The 14,658-nt window shown below is 64.2% G+C and carries 20 protein-coding genes and 1 pseudogene; 8 read left to right on the plus strand and 13 right to left on the minus strand.

Translation table 11 applies throughout. The features are described from left to right. The first annotated feature begins 22 nt into the window (after nt 1–22). Complete coding sequence (locus RMN73_RS04690) at nt 23–907, plus strand: S1/P1 nuclease (RefSeq protein WP_309602155.1); 885 nt, start codon at nt 23–25, stop codon at nt 905–907. On the opposite strand, the gene RMN73_RS04695 is transcribed toward RMN73_RS04690, so the two are convergent. Genes RMN73_RS04695 through RMN73_RS04710 form a run of 4 tightly spaced genes read right to left on the minus strand, consistent with a single transcriptional unit; the run spans nt 904 to nt 3,188 of the window. Continuing rightward, entirely contained in the window at nt 904–1,845 is a 942-nt protein-coding gene (locus RMN73_RS04695) for an alpha/beta hydrolase (RefSeq protein ID WP_309602156.1), read from the minus strand. The two genes, RMN73_RS04690 and RMN73_RS04695, sit on opposite strands and share 4 nt — an antisense overlap. Further along, entirely contained in the window at nt 1,845–2,084 is a 240-nt protein-coding gene (locus tag RMN73_RS04700) for a hypothetical protein (RefSeq protein ID WP_309602157.1), read from the minus strand. The genes RMN73_RS04695 and RMN73_RS04700 overlap by 1 nt, the downstream gene beginning before the upstream one ends. Then, on the minus strand, nt 2,081–2,281 hold the full coding sequence (locus tag RMN73_RS04705) for a toxin-antitoxin system HicB family antitoxin (protein WP_405051529.1): 201 nt from the start codon (nt 2,279–2,281) through the stop codon (nt 2,081–2,083). The genes RMN73_RS04700 and RMN73_RS04705 overlap by 4 nt, the downstream gene beginning before the upstream one ends. Nucleotides 2,282–2,288: 7 nt before the next feature. After that, complete coding sequence (locus RMN73_RS04710) at nt 2,289–3,188, minus strand: SPFH domain-containing protein (RefSeq protein WP_309602158.1); 900 nt, start codon at nt 3,186–3,188, stop codon at nt 2,289–2,291. Between the two features lie 91 nt (nt 3,189–3,279). Here RMN73_RS04710 and RMN73_RS04715 point away from each other — a divergent pair, with 91 nt between their 5' ends. Beyond that, nucleotides 3,280–4,188 (plus strand): isoaspartyl peptidase/L-asparaginase, encoded by a 909-nt coding sequence (locus tag RMN73_RS04715; RefSeq protein ID WP_309602159.1) that lies wholly within the window; start codon nt 3,280–3,282, stop codon nt 4,186–4,188. Here the strand turns inward: RMN73_RS04715 and RMN73_RS04720 are convergent, their stop codons facing one another. From RMN73_RS04720 to RMN73_RS04745, 6 genes are read right to left on the minus strand one after another with little or no spacing between them, the layout of a single operon-like run. Next, on the minus strand, nt 4,189–5,310 hold the full coding sequence (locus tag RMN73_RS04720) for a GNAT family N-acetyltransferase (protein WP_309602160.1): 1,122 nt from the start codon (nt 5,308–5,310) through the stop codon (nt 4,189–4,191). Beyond that, on the minus strand, nt 5,297–6,007 hold the full coding sequence (locus RMN73_RS04725; RefSeq protein WP_309602161.1) for a glycerophosphodiester phosphodiesterase family protein: 711 nt from the start codon (nt 6,005–6,007) through the stop codon (nt 5,297–5,299). Before RMN73_RS04725 ends, RMN73_RS04720 begins: the two co-directional genes overlap by 14 nt. Continuing rightward, nucleotides 5,982–6,443: a RidA family protein gene (locus RMN73_RS04730; RefSeq protein ID WP_309602162.1), complete on the minus strand. Its 462-nt coding sequence runs from the start codon at nt 6,441–6,443 to the stop codon at nt 5,982–5,984. Before RMN73_RS04730 ends, RMN73_RS04725 begins: the two co-directional genes overlap by 26 nt. 32 nt (nt 6,444–6,475) lie before the next feature. Continuing rightward, entirely contained in the window at nt 6,476–7,213 is a 738-nt protein-coding gene (locus RMN73_RS04735) for an SDR family NAD(P)-dependent oxidoreductase (RefSeq protein ID WP_309602163.1), read from the minus strand. Further along, on the minus strand, nt 7,210–7,839 hold the full coding sequence (locus RMN73_RS04740) for an HAD family hydrolase (RefSeq protein ID WP_309602164.1): 630 nt from the start codon (nt 7,837–7,839) through the stop codon (nt 7,210–7,212). Before RMN73_RS04740 ends, RMN73_RS04735 begins: the two co-directional genes overlap by 4 nt. Next, nucleotides 7,836–8,114 carry a DUF3572 domain-containing protein gene (locus RMN73_RS04745; RefSeq protein WP_309602165.1) on the minus strand — a complete coding sequence of 93 codons (279 nt, stop codon included), beginning with the start codon at nt 8,112–8,114 and terminating at the stop codon, nt 7,836–7,838. The genes RMN73_RS04740 and RMN73_RS04745 overlap by 4 nt, the downstream gene beginning before the upstream one ends. Before the next feature lie 42 nt (nt 8,115–8,156). Here RMN73_RS04745 and RMN73_RS04750 point away from each other — a divergent pair. Next, nucleotides 8,157–8,504: pseudogene (locus RMN73_RS04750) on the plus strand (response regulator); the annotation flags it as partial. 113 nt (nt 8,505–8,617) lie between these two features. Here RMN73_RS04750 and rpmG read toward each other — a convergent pair. After that, entirely contained in the window at nt 8,618–8,785 is a 168-nt protein-coding gene (gene rpmG / locus RMN73_RS04755; RefSeq protein ID WP_309602166.1) for a 50S ribosomal protein L33, read from the minus strand. Nucleotides 8,786–8,870: 85 nt separating this feature from the next. Next, nucleotides 8,871–9,674: a hypothetical protein gene (locus RMN73_RS04760; protein WP_309602167.1), complete on the minus strand. Its 804-nt coding sequence runs from the start codon at nt 9,672–9,674 to the stop codon at nt 8,871–8,873. A gap of 71 nt (nt 9,675–9,745) precedes the next feature. Between RMN73_RS04760 and RMN73_RS04765 the strand changes: the two genes are divergently transcribed. Together RMN73_RS04765 and RMN73_RS04770 are read left to right on the plus strand one after the other, a co-directional pair. Next, nucleotides 9,746–10,057, plus strand: a complete 312-nt coding sequence (locus RMN73_RS04765) for a hypothetical protein (RefSeq protein WP_309602168.1) — start codon at nt 9,746–9,748, stop codon at nt 10,055–10,057. Nucleotides 10,058–10,091: 34 nt separating this feature from the next. Beyond that, the gene (locus tag RMN73_RS04770; RefSeq protein WP_309602169.1) at nt 10,092–11,705 is read left to right on the plus strand and encodes a cisplatin damage response ATP-dependent DNA ligase; all 1,614 of its coding nucleotides are present in this window, start codon (nt 10,092–10,094) and stop codon (nt 11,703–11,705) included. Nucleotides 11,706–11,769: 64 nt separating this feature from the next. On the opposite strand, the gene RMN73_RS04775 is transcribed toward RMN73_RS04770, so the two are convergent. Then, nucleotides 11,770–12,612, minus strand: a complete 843-nt coding sequence (locus tag RMN73_RS04775; RefSeq protein WP_309602170.1) for a cold-shock protein — start codon at nt 12,610–12,612, stop codon at nt 11,770–11,772. 255 nt (nt 12,613–12,867) lie between these two features. Here RMN73_RS04775 and RMN73_RS04780 point away from each other — a divergent pair, with 255 nt between their 5' ends. From RMN73_RS04780 to RMN73_RS04790, 3 genes are read left to right on the plus strand one after another with little or no spacing between them, the layout of a single operon-like run. After that, nucleotides 12,868–13,488, plus strand: a complete 621-nt coding sequence (locus RMN73_RS04780) for a ribonuclease D (protein WP_309602171.1) — start codon at nt 12,868–12,870, stop codon at nt 13,486–13,488. Then, the gene (gene lptC, locus RMN73_RS04785) at nt 13,481–14,119 is read left to right on the plus strand and encodes an LPS export ABC transporter periplasmic protein LptC (RefSeq protein ID WP_309602172.1); all 639 of its coding nucleotides are present in this window, start codon (nt 13,481–13,483) and stop codon (nt 14,117–14,119) included. Before RMN73_RS04780 ends, lptC begins: the two co-directional genes overlap by 8 nt. Next, the gene (locus RMN73_RS04790) at nt 14,116–14,649 is read left to right on the plus strand and encodes an LptA/OstA family protein (protein ID WP_309602173.1); all 534 of its coding nucleotides are present in this window, start codon (nt 14,116–14,118) and stop codon (nt 14,647–14,649) included. The genes lptC and RMN73_RS04790 overlap by 4 nt, the downstream gene beginning before the upstream one ends. The last annotated feature ends 9 nt before the right edge of the window (nt 14,650–14,658 follow it).

Raw genomic sequence — 14,658 nt, forward strand, 5'->3', positions numbered from 1 at the left:
CCGGGCGCGCTAAGGGGAGCGAATGCCGATTCGATCCCTGATGCTATTCGTCGTCGCGCTGATGGCGTGGACCAGCCCCGCCGCCGCTTATTGGGAATATGGCCATGAGACGGTGGCGCGGATCGCGCTCGACCATGTCCGGCCCGATACGCGCGCCAAGATATTCGGACTGCTTCGGCAGGGACGATTGCTCGAGACCCCCGATTGCCCGGTCGCGACGATCGAGCAAACGAGCGTGTGGGCCGACTGCATCAAGCCGCTCGGCGATCGCTTCGCTTATGCCTATTCCTGGCATTATCAGAATGTCGATATCTGCAAGCCGTTCGACCTGAAGAGCGCGTGCAAGGACGGCAATTGCGTCTCGGCGCAAGTCGAGCGGCAGGCGCGGTTGCTGTCGGATGTGAAAGTACCGCAGCGTGAGCGGTTGATGGCGCTGGCGTTCCTCGTGCATTTCATGGGCGATTTGGCCCAGCCGATGCATGCCGGCGATCGCGGCGACAAGGGCGGCAATGAAGTAAAGGCCAATTACGGACTGGTCAGCGGGCGAACCAATTTGCATTCGATCTGGGACGGTTATCTGGCAGAGCGCGCAATCTCGACCCCGCCGAGCGGCGCGAATGGACTGGTTGCCAATCTGACCACCGAAGATCGGGCTCGGATCGCCGCCGGGACCGTCACCGACTGGAGCCGCGAGAGCTGGGAAGCGTCGCGGTCCCAGGCCTACACCTCGTTGCTTGGCGACCCGTGCGGCGAGAAAAGCGTGGCTCGACCGACGCTGACCGAAGCCGATGTGCAATCGTTGATCCCCGAAGTTCGGCGCGAGATACTCGCCGGGGGATTGCGCCTCGCCCGCTTGCTCGACGATGCACTCGGTCCCGAGGCCAAGGCCCCGGGCCAACGACGCTAGCGCTTGCCGACGAACCCGGCGATGGCATCGACCACGCCGGGCGCAATCGGCAGCGAGGGGTCGCTATAGGTTGCGAAATTGGCAGCGGGACTATCGTTCGAGACGATCTTGAGCACATGATTGACGCCCGGCAGGATCGCCAGCTTGGCCTTGGGCTGGGCGGCGGCAAGCGCGTTGGCGTCGGCCAGCTTGACCTGCAGATCGCGGTCACCCTGAACGATCAGCAGCGGCAGCTTGAGGCTCCCCGCCAGCCGCGCCGGATCCTGCGCCATCAAATTCATCAAATAGGGCTGGACCGAATCGGCGAACAATTGCTGGAGCAGTGCCGGAAGGGTTTTGGCGTCGACCCGCTGACCCTTTTCGAGGCTGTCGAGCGCGGCCAGCGCGGGGGCAAGGATCGGAGCATTGGCGGGGTTGGCGCGCAATTGCTCGCGAATCACATCGCCCGACTTGCGGCCCATGCCCGAGACGCTGATCACGCCGCACAGATCGGCCTGGTCCTGACCGGAGGCGAGCGCCACCAGCGAGCCTTCGCTATGCCCCAACACCCACACGCATTTCGCCCCAGTCGCCGCGCGGGCAGCCTTGGCCCAGGCGTGGGCGTCGGCGGCATAAGCGGCGATCGTCACGTCATTTCCATTGGCAATTGCGGCCTTGCTGCCGAACATCCCGCGCTTGTCGATGCGGACGGTCGAAATGCCGCGCTTGGCGAGGGCTTCGGCAAGCAAGCGATAGCTCGACGCGCTCACCCCGAGCGGATTGTTGCCATCGCGATCGGTCGGGCCCGATCCGGGAATGATCACGATCACCGGTCTGTTCTTGCCCGCATCGAGCAAGGTCGCCGACAATGGCGCGAGCGGACCGGGCGCGGTCAGCGGGCGTTGTGCGGCGGGCGCGGCAGCGGCAAGCGCGGCGGCGAGGATGGAAGCCATCATCATTATTCCTTTCCTTTCCAGTTCCAACGCAAACCGCCACGCGTAGTCCTTGCTAAAATCGTCATGAAAATGGCTGATGCAGGCAGCACGATTGACGCGACGGCCCAAATGCTGCGGTCGAGCAATTGTGATGCGCCCAAAATGATTCCCAGATAGATCAACGTCACAGCCCAACCCTGCCACGTTATGGGCGGACCGCTTCCCCATCCGTAGCGCCTCGGCGCAAACCATTCGGCCATCATTCACTCTCCTTCGGCGGCCGGCCGCGACGGGCGGGCTTGGGGGCTTCGAGTTTGACTCCGCGATGCTTCATTGCCTCACGCAGCAGGCATTCGACCTGGGCATTGACCGAGCGAAGATCGGAAGCGGCGCAGCGCTCGATCGCCGCCCACAGGGCGGGATCGACCCTCAACGGGTAAGCCTTGCGCGCGCCGCTCACGATTCGCTTACTGGTACAAGGTGCCGGCGTTGACGACCGGCTGGGTATCGCGGTCGCCGACCAGCACGACCATCAGGTTGGACACCATCGCCGCGCGGCGCTCGTCATCCAACTCGACGACATTCTTCTCGCTGAGCATGGCAAGCGCCATTTCGACCATCCCGACCGCGCCTTCGACCATCGTCTTGCGCGCTGCGACCACGGCCTGCGCCTGCTGACGGCGAAGCATCGCACCGGCGATTTCCTGCGCGTAGGCAAGGTGGGTGAAGCCGCATTCGTCGACCGTGATCCCGGCGACCGCGAGCCGCGCCTGAAGTTCGGTGCGCAGTTCGGCGCCGACCACGTCATGATTGCCGCGCAACGTCACCTCCATATGCTCGAAATCGTCATAGGGGTAACGCGAGCCGATGGTGCGGATCGCGGCCTCGACCTGGACCCGGACGAACTGGGCATAATCGTCGACGTCGAACAACGCCTGCGCGGTATCGACCACGCGCCACACGATCTGCGCCGCCATTTCGATCGGGTTGCCGCGCAGATCGTTGACCTTGATCCGGTCGGAAATGAAATTGTTGGCGCGGACTGAGACCTTCTTGCGGATCAGCCACGGCAACACCCAGCGCAGCCCGGTGGTCCGGTCGCTGCCTTTGTACGATCCGAACAAGGTGATCGCCGCCGCCTGGTTGGGCTGGAGCATGTAGAAGCCCGGCGCGATCAGCAGGATGGTAAGCGGGCCGATGATAACGGTGGCGATGGCCAGCGCCGACGGACGATCATTGGCCAACTGGACGATTCCGTAAACCTGGATCATGATCGCTACGAGCAACACCATCAGCATGGCATAGCCACTGGCTGTCGGCGCGCGATGTTCGCGGCTGGAGGTTAAAGCGATGATCGGTTCGGACATGTTGATTCCCCTGTTTAATTGATATCATCATTATATCATCCGTTACGCGAGTCAACTAGAATCGAACGGCGGCCCGCGCTAAAGCGTGGCGATGACATGGACCTTGATGATTCACGGCGGGTGCGGCGCGATGCGGCCGGCGACGCTTTCCCCCGATGCGGAAGAGCGGGCGCGGTCGGGACTTGAGGCGGCGCTCGATGCTGGCGCAGCGGTGCTTAGCAGTGGCGGAAGCGCGCTCGATGCGGTCGAGGTGGCAGCGCGAGTGCTGGAGGATGATCCGGCGTTCAACGCGGGGCGCGGCAGTGTTCTGACCACCGACGGGCGATGCGAACTCGACGCGGCGATCATGGACGGGCGCGACCGGCGCGCGGGCGCGGTAGCCGGGATGACCACCACCCGCGCCCCGATCAGCGCGGCGCGGGCGGCGTTGGAGCATAGCCCGCATGTGCTGCTGACCTACGCCGGGGCCGATGCCTTCGCGCGTGAGCAAGGGCTCGAGCAGGTCGAGAATGGCTTCTTCATAACTGCAGAACGCCAGGCGCAGCTCGACAAGGTGATGGCCGCCGGCGGGAAGTTCGACACCGACATCAAATATGGCACCATCGGCGCGGTGGCGGTCGACAGCGCAGGGCATGTGGCCGCAGCGACCTCGACCGGCGGGCTGACGGCCAAGCGATGGGGCCGGATCGGCGATTCGCCGCTGATCGGAGCCGGGACCTATGCCGATGATCGCGCCGCCGCGGTCAGCGCCACCGGGCTTGGCGAGGCGTTCATCCGCGCCGTCGGGGCGCACCAACTGGCGATGCGGATGATGATCGGCGGGGAGAGCCTGCAAGCGGCACTCGATGCGGTATTGGCCGATGTCGTCGCATTGGGCGGCAATGGCGGGCTGATCGCGGTGGCACCGTCGGGCGAGGCAGCGTGGGGGTTCACCACCCCGGGAATGTACCGCGCTCGGGCCGATACGGACGGGCGCGAAGTGCATGTTTTCGGCGAATGATCATTTGAACGGCAGTGCTTCCCGAGCCCAGACAAGCTCGTTGGCGATGGCTTCGCGCTCGCGGGTGACGAAGTCGGCGACAGCGGAGCGGAAACCGGGATTGGGAAGGAAATGCGCCGAGCGGGTGATCACCGGCTCGTAGCCGCGGGCCAGCTTATGCTCGCCCTGCGCGCCGGCCTGGACGGTGGCAAGCTTGTGCTCAATCGCCCAGTCGATGGCGCGATAGTAACTGAGTTCGAAGTGGAGGAACGGCACTTCCTCCACCGCGCCCCAGTAACGGCCGTAAAGCGTATCGCTGCCGATGAAGTTGAGCGCACCGGCGATCGGGTGCCCGTCGCGAAGGGCAAGGAACATCAGGCTCGCCTCGCCCATCACCGCGCCCACCTGATCGAAGAACGCTCGGGTGAGGTAGGGCTGTCCCCATTTGCGCTGCCCCGTGTCTTCATAGAAACGATGCATCGCCGCCCAATGGTCGGGCATGATCTCCCCGCCACGCAGGGTCAGGATGTCGAGTCCGTCGACCGCGGCCGCGCGTTCCTTGCGAATCACCTTGCGCTTGCGGCTGGACAGTGCGGCGAGGAAATCGTCGAAGCTGGAATAATCGCGATTGAGCCAATGGTATTGCAGGCCGTGGCGTTCGAGCCAGCCTCGGGCGGATAGAGCAACGGTTTCCTGAATCGTGGTGAAGGTGATGTGGGCGGAGGAGAGTTCGTTCTGAATGACCAGCGATTCCAATGCACTAGCCAAGGCATCCGGCGGGCCGAGCAAACGGCGGCCGGGGCACGGGGTAAAGGGAATCGTGACCTGCAATTTGGGGTAATATTGCCCGCCGGCGCGCTCCCATGCCTCGGCCCAGCCGTGATCGAACACATATTCACCCTGGCTGTGGGTCTTCAAATAAGCGGGCGCGGCTCCGACCGGCTGGCCATCGCGCTCGATGATGACGGGCAGCGGGCTCCAGCCGGTGCCGGTGCCGACGCTGCCCGAAGTTTCGAGCAAATTGAGGAAGGCATGGCCGAGGAACGGATCGTCGCTGCCCGCGAACCTATCCCATTCGGCCGCATCGATGCTGCCGACCGATCGCACGATTCGCGCGGTGAGGTCGGGCTCACGGTCGGCCATCGGCTTCCCAGATTAAGGCATCGGCGCAGAGCAAGGCGCGGCGGCGGTCATCGCCTGTGCGGACGGTCCAGGTGTAGACCGGCATTTTCGCGCGAGCAGCAGCCACCCACGGGCGCTCGATCGCCGCGACATCAACCGCGAGGAAAGCAGGATCGGCAAGTTTCATTGCCCCCCAACGCTTCAACGACGAAAGACTATCCCGGATCACGAGCCCGCGACGCATATGCGGGGCATTGGTCTTGAACCAACGCAGCAAACGCGGGTCGAAACTCATCACGCCATAGGGGCCGAAATAGCCGTCGAGCGCCGCGACCAGCGCGCGACCGAAGCGCCACATATCGCCGTGGATTTTTACTTCGAGCAGCATTGGCGCGCGGCCAGCGACCAGCGTGAGCAATTGCGCGAGGGTGGGGAGCGGTTGGCCGCCGACGGTGAGGTGCGAGAGATCGGCGCGGGTCGACTGGCCGATGATGTCGGGACTGCCGCACAGCCGCGCGGCGTCGGCATCATGGAAGACGAGTATGTGGTCGTCGGCAGTGAGGCGCAGGTCGCATTCGATCCCGGCACCAAGCTCGAGCGAGGCGGCGAACGAGACCAGAGTATTTTCGACAATCGCCGGCGCGCGATGAAGCCCGCGATGCGCGAACCCGTTGCGGCCCGGGTCTAGCGGATCAGGCCCTGATCTGGACGACCGCATCGACCTCGACAGCGACCCCGAGCGGCAACACCGGCACCCCGACCGCCGAGCGGGCGTGACGCCCGGCGTCGCCGAACACATCCTGCATCAATTCCGACGCGCCATTGGCGACCTTGGGCTGATCGGTGAAATCGCCGGTCGAGCTTACGAACACGCCGAGTTTGACGATCCGCTCGACCCGGTCGAGCGAGCCCAAGGCATTGCGCAACTGGGCGAGCAGCATGATCCCGCAACGCCTCGCGGCGGCCCGTCCCGCCTCAAGGTCCATGTCTTCGCCCAGCCGGCCTTTGATCAGGCTGCCGTCCTCGGCGAAGCTGATCTGGCCCGAAATGTAGAGCAGGCCATTGGCCTCTACATAAGGGACATAGCTGGCGACGGGCGCGGCAGCGGCGGGGAGCGTGATGCCGAGTTCGGCGAGTTTGGAATCGATGGTCATGGGCTTGCCTCAACACGCGTTGGCGCGGCGGGTCAAGCCTTGCGCTCGACCGCGAATCCAGCCCAGCTCTGGCTGACCGGCATTAGCTCGAGCGCGTTGATGTTGAGGTGGGCGGGCAGCGTGGCGACGTAGAAAATGGTGTCGGCGATGTCCTGCGCGGTCATCGGGTCGGCGCCATTATAGAGCGCGTCGGACGCGGCCTGGTCGCCGCCAGTGCGCACCAACGTGAATTCGGTTTCGACCATGCCGGGTTCGATCGAAGTGACTCGCACCCCGGTGCCGGCGAGGTCGCAGCGCAGGCCAAGGCTGAACTGGCGGACGAACGCCTTCGAACCCGCGTACACCGCCCCGCCTTTATACGGGTAAGTCGCGGCGACCGACGACAGGTTGATGATCGCGCCTTTGGCCTCGATCAGGCCGGGCAGGAAGGCGCGGGTCAGGGCGACGAGGCCAGTGATGTTGGTCTCGATCACCGTGTCGAGCGGATCCTGCTCGGCAGCTTGAAGTCCGCTCATCGGCGGGGCGAGGCCGGCGTTGTTGACCAGAAGGTCGACCGGGCCGCTACTTTTGGCGAGCTGGTCGAAGCTGGAGGTGTCGCGCATGTCCATCTCCACCGCGCGGAAGTTGCTGCCGAGTTCGCTGGCCAATCTGTCGAGCCGGTCGGCGCGGCGGCCGGTGCCGATAACCTGCCAGCCGTCGTTCACGAATTTCCGAGCTGCGGCCTCGCCGATTCCAGCGGTCGTGCCGGTGATGAAGGCGGTCCTGGTCATGCGGTCAGTTTCTCCAAAAGCCATTCTGTCGCGGTTGGCCAGTCGTCGATCCGCACATGCGCTTTCTCCGCCGTCGGAACGGCGGGGGCAAGGCGCGGCTCGGCGACCATATGCAGCCGGAATACCTCGGGCGCATGTTTGGCGACCGAAGCATGGTGAACCGGCAGATCGTCGACGAACGCGGTGCGGGTGGCGGCGTAACGGGTGATGATCGCACGCACGGGCACGCCCTTGCCGCCCGAATTGGTGACGACTTCATGCGCGATGCCATGCTGCGCAAGCTGGTCGACCCGCCACGGATGGGCCTCATCACCCAAATTGGTGAGAATGACGATATTGGCCACTTCGCCAATCCGCCCCAGCGCCTCGACCGCGCCTGGGACGATCGTCTGGCGGTGCATTTCATTGCGGAAAAATTCGTCGAGCAACGGCCAGACGCGTTCGGTCGAAACAATCTCGCCGCTCGCCTTGTCGGTCATCGACTGGCCGAAATCGCCGCGCTCGAAGGCGAAGTCGATATTATGCGCTTCGTCGAGCCAGGCGTCGAAATGCGACACCATGTGGAGCAAGACCTCGTCGCAATCGGTGATCAGGAGCGGGCGACCGCCTTTGACATCGACGATCATGCCTCAAGCTCCGCGCGGGCGGCGATGATGGTTTGCGGCTTGACGCCAATCGCCTGCGCCACCGCGATCAAATCGGGCTCATGGCTTTCGAGGAAGGCGAGGCAGGCGGCGAGCGTGTGGCGATCGCCAAGCGAATCGCGAATCCCGTCGGGGGACAGTCCGGTGATCGACAGGAACCGTTCCGCCCGCCGTTCGTCGGTCAGCGTCGCGGCAAGCGCGCTGAGTGCGACCGTTTCTGAGTCGGTTGCTAGATTTGTTGGAGGTGTGAGCGTCATCGCCTATCTGTACTTGCGAAAGGAGGGGGGAATTTGGCCAAGATCCTCGTTGTCGAAGACAATGCGCTCAACATCAAGCTGTTCTGCGACTTGCTGTCGGCGCATGGCCATGAAACGCAGGGCGTGACCGACAGCCGGTTCGCGCTCGACGCGGCGCGCACCTTCCTGCCCGACCTGGTCATCACCGACATCCAATTGCCGCACGTCACCGGACTCGAGCTGATGGAGCTGATCCGCGCGGACGAGAATTTGCGCCAGGTGCCGATCATGGCGGTGACGGCCTATGCCGGGGTTGGCGACGATGAGCGGATTCGCGCGGCGGGCGCGCAGGCTTATGTGTCGAAGCCGATTTCGGTGATGCGCTTTGCCGAAGCGGTCGAAACTTTGCTCGAAGCGGGGCCGATTCGCGAGCTGGAAGAGGCCACAAACGAAGCGGGCGGCCCCGAAACCGGAACCGCCCCACCATCGCCCGAGGGCGACGCTCAATCGTAAGCCGCAGGGGCTTACTTGATCTTCGCTTCCTTGAAATCGACGTGCTTGCGGACGACCGGGTCATACTTGCGGAACGACATCTTCTCGGTCGTGTTGCGCGGGTTTTTCTTGGTGACATAGAAGAAGCCGGTGTCGGCTGAGCTGACGAGCTTGATCTTGACGGTTGCCGACTTGGCCATCTGACTTATCCTGAAAGCTGGAATGCATGAAGGCGGCGTAATCCGCCGCCCGACCTGCGCCCAATGACGGCGAGGGCGCGATTTGTCAAGGAACGGCAGGGGTCCCCTCGCGCTGGCGCTCACCCAAACCGAGCGCCGCGTGCAGGTCTGCTGCCATCATCAGCGAAAAGCGGAAAGAATCTAGCCGTTCCTCGGTCGAGCCAATGTAGCGGACGAGGTCGCGCTCGATATTCGGTTCGCGCCGAATTGCCGCTGCAGCCTGACTAGCGAGCAAGGGATCGAACCGGGCTGTGCAGGGCTCCCGAAGCCGCTGGCCGACGATCCGCTTGCGGTAATAGATCAGCACATCGCCGCATTTTTGCTGGATCTCGCCCTGGATTTCCCGAGGCACGATCGCGCGAATGATCTCGCGGTAGGGGAAGGTCATCTGGTTTTGGCGGTCGTTGGCCGAGACCTGGACGTAATAGTCGCTGGCGGCTTCCTGCACCCGCTCATTGCCTATCCGGCTGACCAGTCCGGCCGAAATCATCTCGTTGTAAATGTAGCTTTTGGCTGGTGCCGGGTCGATTTGCGTCAGTTGATAGGCGTCGATCACAAACCGTGCAGAGTCCGTGACTTGTCCCGAGCGCAAGGCGGAGAGCGCAGCGACGCCATGGCCGCGGACCTGGATGTAATAAGCCTGCTGAGCACGATGCTGGCGCGTGTTGTAATCGAGCTCATCGACCAATCGGGCGCGATAGGAGCGGCCTTGCTCGGCTTCGATGCGCGCTTCATTCCAATTGCTGACCTGAGTAGCGATCAGCACGCCGAGGACAACGATCGCCAAGTCGATCGCGACCGCGAACCAATTCTGATCGGCGACATGATCGCGGATTCGGCGGATCACCATCGATTGCCCCCCTTTGACCCCGTGTTAACCATTATGCGTGACAGTGGCGGCGTCAACAGAAGAGAAATGCCATGGCCGCTTCCGATTCGCTCAATAATGCCCGCTCCATCCTGTGTGAGCGGATTGCCGAGCTCGAGGCGCGGATGCCGCGGCTGGCGCCCCAGACGATCAGCAAGAAGATGGACGCGATCCGCAGCATGGCGGCCGAGCATGGCCTGGCCGCTTTGGAAGGGCTGGCCGATTATGCGGCGCATCATGCGCTGATGCCCGGCCACCGCCAGGCGACCCGCGCGTGCCTCGAGCATATGGGCGAAGCTCTCGGCAGCAACAGCCAGCGCGACCGCGAAACCATCCTCGCGGCGCTGGCGGTGCGTCTGCACTAGGGACTTTTCGCGCTTCCGTGCATTGTCATCGGCAATGCGCGCCTTTTCTCAGCTCCTCGACGATCTCGTCTACACCCGGTCGCGGCTGAGCAAGCTGCGGCTGATTGGCGATTACCTCAAGACCACGCCCGACCCCGATCGCGGGCTCGCGCTCGCCGCGCTGACCAGCACGCTCGATATTCCGGCGGTCAAACCAGCGGTGGTGCGCGCGTTGGCGGAGGAAAGGATCGACCCGGTGCTGCTGCGGATGAGCCGCGACTATGTCGGCGACATGGCCGAGACGGTGTCGTTGCTGTGGCCGGTGCCGGAGGAAGAGCCTAGCGATCTGGATGACGGCACGATCCGCCTGTCCGAAGCGGTCGAGCGGTTGCGCGCGGTGTCGAAGAGCGATGCGCCGGCGGTGCTTGCCAACATGCTCGACCATCTCGATGTCGCAGGGCGCTATGCGGTGCTCAAGCTGGCAACCGGGGCGCTGCGCGTCGGGATTTCGGCGCGGCTGGCGAAGCAGGCTTTGGCCGATGCGTTCGGGCTGGACGTCGAGGCGGTCGAGGAGGTGTGGCACGGGTTGAAGCCGCCTTATGCCGAATTGTTCGACTGGGGTGAGGGGCGCGCCGAGCAACCGACGGCGAAGGATATTCCGGTATTTCGGCCATTCATGCTGGCGCATCCGCTGGAAGAAACGCGGGTCAGCCTCGACGGCGCATATCCAGAGCTGTGGGCGGCGGAGTGGAAGTGGGACGGGATCCGCATCCAGTTGGTCCATGCGGGCGGCGATACGCGGCTATATAGCCGGACCGGGGACGATATTTCGGGTAGTTTCCCGGATGTCGCGGCGGCGTTCACCACGCGCGCGGTGCTCGATGGGGAATTGCTGGTTCGAGGCGAAGTGCAGGGGGCCGACGCGCATGGCGGCGGGGCGGCGAGCTTCAATGCGCTGCAGCAGCGGCTCGGACGCAAGAATGTCAGTGCCAAGGTGCAGGCGGAATATCCGGCATTTGTCCGGCTGTACGACGTGCTGTTCGACGGCGAGGAGGATTTGCGGAGCCTGCCGTGGAGCGAGCGGCGGGTTCGGCTGGAGGCAGTGGTCGCGACGCTTGATCCCGAGCGGTTCGACCTGTCGCGAATCATCGGGGCGGACAGCTTCGAGGAACTCGAGGAGGTTCGCGCCGGAGTGCGCGACGAGGGCGTCGAGGGGATGATGCTCAAGCGGCGCGATTCGCCTTATGTCGCGGGGCGCAAGACCGGGCTGTGGTACAAATGGAAGCGCGATCCGCTAACCGCCGATTGCGTAATGATGTATGCCCAGCGCGGGTCGGGCAAACGCTCGTCCTTCTACAGCGACTTCACATTTGGCGCATGGACTCCGGATGGTGAATTGCTGCCCGTCGGCAAGGCCTATTTCGGGTTCACCGACGCCGAATTGAAGATGCTCGACAAGTTTGTCCGCCAGAATACGCTCAACCGCTTCGGGCCGGTGCGCGAGGTCGAGAAGACCCTGGTGCTCGAGGTGGCGTTCGATTCGATCCACGCCAGCAAGCGCCACAAGTCGGGCCTGGCGATGCGCTTCCCCCGCATCAGCCGCATCCGCACCGACAAGCCGGCGAACGAGGCGGACACGGTGGCCTCCCTGTTGGCCCTGGCGACCTGAACGGCAAAACGCCCGCCCAGTCAGTGACCGGACGGGCGCTTGTAGTCCCCGCTCTGATGAGCGATTATTCCTGCAGTGGCGAGAGATTGACCGCCGCATATTTACCGCGGCGATCGACTTCGATCTCGAACTCCAGCCGGTCGCCTTCGTTGATCGTCGGCATGCCGGCGCGTTCGACGGCCGAAATGTGGACGAATGCATCGGGCTGTCCATCGTCGCGACTGATGAAGCCGAAGCCCTTCATCGCGTTGAAGAACTTAACCGTGCCCGAGGCTTTCTCGCCCGTTAGCTGACGTTGCGGGCCGCCGCGATCACCACCGCCAGCATCGCCGCCGCTATCGTCACGCGGAGCGCGCGAAACAGCCATTGGCTCACCGTCAATCTTGATGTCGGTCGCCGACACGCGGCCGCCCCGATCCACCAGGGTGAATTCGAGCGGCTGGCCATCGGCGAGGTCGGTCAAGCCGGCCTGTTCGACGGCGGAAATGTGAACGAACACATCTTCGCCGCCATCATCGCGGACGATGAAGCCGAAGCCCTTCTGGGCGTTGAAAAATTTGACGACGCCTTTGCCTTCGCCAACGACCTGGGGGGGCATACCGCCGCGGAATCCACCGCCGCCGCCTGCACCAGCACCGCCGCCGGGGGCGCCGCGGAAACCGCCGCCGCTGTTGCCGCCGCCGCCGAAGCGATCGCCGCCGCCGAAGCCGCCGCCACCACCGCCGTAACCGCTGCGTGGGGCACCGCCGCCGCCGAAGCCGCCGCCACCACCGCCGAAGCGATCACCGCCGCCGCCGAAGCCGCCACGATCCTGACCGCCGCTGCCACTGTCTTCGCCACCAAAACCATCGCGCTTGTCCCGGCCGCGACCGCCGCGCTCGCCTTTACGCCCTCTATCGAAACCCATGCCCGTCAAACTCTCTCGTGCCCGCTAAACCATTCCAACCGCCGCGCTCAGGCCAAAGGCGCAACCGGTCACACGCGCGAAACCTCCCGCGCGCCAGCGTCGGGCCTTACAGGAAAAATGGGTTGCCTCCTAGTGATTCGATGGTGCGGGGCTGGCCCGACCCCCCGACATCGGACTAGAGGGGTAGTGAAGAGGGTTCAGCGGGCCGCAATGCGACCTGCGGCAAGGCAGTTTGAAAGGCGTAGGTAGCAAGGCATGGCGGTTCATTTCCACGAAGAAGATCTGCCCGGCGACGTGACGTTCGCCGATGGCCCGATTGCGATCGATACCGAGGCGATGGGGCTGATCCCGGGCCGCGATCGATTGTGTCTGGTGCAGATTTCGGACGGCAATGGCGACGAGCATCTGGTTCGATTCGGGCCGCAGAGCGACTATGCCGCGCCCAACCTCAAGGCGCTGCTGGCCGACCCGGCACGGATCAAATTGTATCATTTCGCGCGCTTCGACCTGGCGATCATGCGCGCCTACCTCGGCGTGATGGCGTCCCCTGCTTATTGCACACGCACCGCATCACGGCTGATCCGCACCTACACCGATCGCCATGGCCTCAAGGAGCTGGTCAAGGAATTGCTTGGCACCGATATCAGCAAGCAGCAGCAGACCAGCGACTGGGGCGGGCCCGAGCTGAGCGATGCGCAGCGCGATTATGCCGCGAGCGACGTGCGTTATCTGCATCGCTTAAAGGATGAGCTCGACCGGCGGCTGGCGCGGGAGAAACGCACCGAGCTGGCGCAGGCCTGCTTCGATTTCCTGCCCGCGCGCGCCTTGCTCGATCTGGCCGGCTGGGCTGAGCAGGACATTTTCGCGCATGTCTGAAGCCGCACTGCGTAAATCGGCGGTCAAACGCCATTGGGCTGAACCCGGCAGTCGCCACGACCGGCTGATCAAGCTCGCCAAATTGGGGCTGCCCTTGCTTGGCGTGCTATTGCTCGCCTTGCTGGTTCTCTCGCCGTTCGACAAGCGCGGCGACGTCAGCTTCATCCTCGACAAGAAGGGCGTCGACAAAGCGACCGAGCGAATGCGGATCGAGAGCGCGCGTTACTCGGGCGAGGATGCCAAGGGCAACAAATTCACCATCTCCGCCAACCGCGCGATCCAACAACGGTCCGACGTCCCGATCGTGATGATCGAAGGGATGATGGCCAATCTCGGCCTTGCGCAGGGACCATTGGTGATCAACGCCAGCCGCGGCCAATATGACCTCGACAATCAGATGGTCCAGGTTGACGGGCCGGTGCGGGTGGTCGGGGCCGATGGCTATCGGCTGGAAACCAGCAATGTGCGGGTCGACATGAAGCAGCACACGCTGCAAAGTCGGGGCCGAGTGACGGGTGCAATGAAACTCGGCACCTTCGAAGCGGGGCAGATGCAGGCCGATCTCGGCACCCGGACGGTGGTGCTCGATGGCGGGGTGCGCTTGAAAATCGTGCAGGGGGCAATCAGATGAGCAAGATGAACAAGGTGTCGCTGATCCTGTCCGGGCTGATCGGCCTGTCCGCCGCCTCGCTGGCGGTGGCGCAGGGCGCGACCTCGGCGCTCAAGGGTCATAATGCCGACGCGCCGATCGATGTCACGGCCGACCGGATCGAGGCGCAGGACCGCGCCGACCGCGCGATCTTCAGCGGCAACGTCAAGGTCCGCCAGGCCGAACTGACGCTCGACACGGCCCGGTTGACGGTTGCGTATTCGAGCAGCGGCGGCGTGCAAATTCGGCGACTCGACGCGAGTGGCGGGGTGGTGGTTCGCAGCCCGTCGGAAAATGCACGCGGTAATTTCGGCGTTTACGACCTCGATCGCAAATTGATCACCCTGATCGGCGCGGTCCAGCTCAATCGCGGCGGATCGCAGATCAACGGCCAGCGGATGACGATCGACCTCAATTCGGGCCGCGCGGTGGTCGATGGCGGGCAGGCCGGTATCGGCCAAAGCGGCGGCCGGGTGACCGGGCATTTCCTCGTCCCCAAAAAGGGTCAGTGACCCTGCCCT

It is taken from the genome of Sphingomonas sp. (assembly GCF_031372575.1).
In the GTDB taxonomy this organism is placed as follows: Bacteria; Pseudomonadota; Alphaproteobacteria; order Sphingomonadales; family Sphingomonadaceae; genus Sphingomicrobium.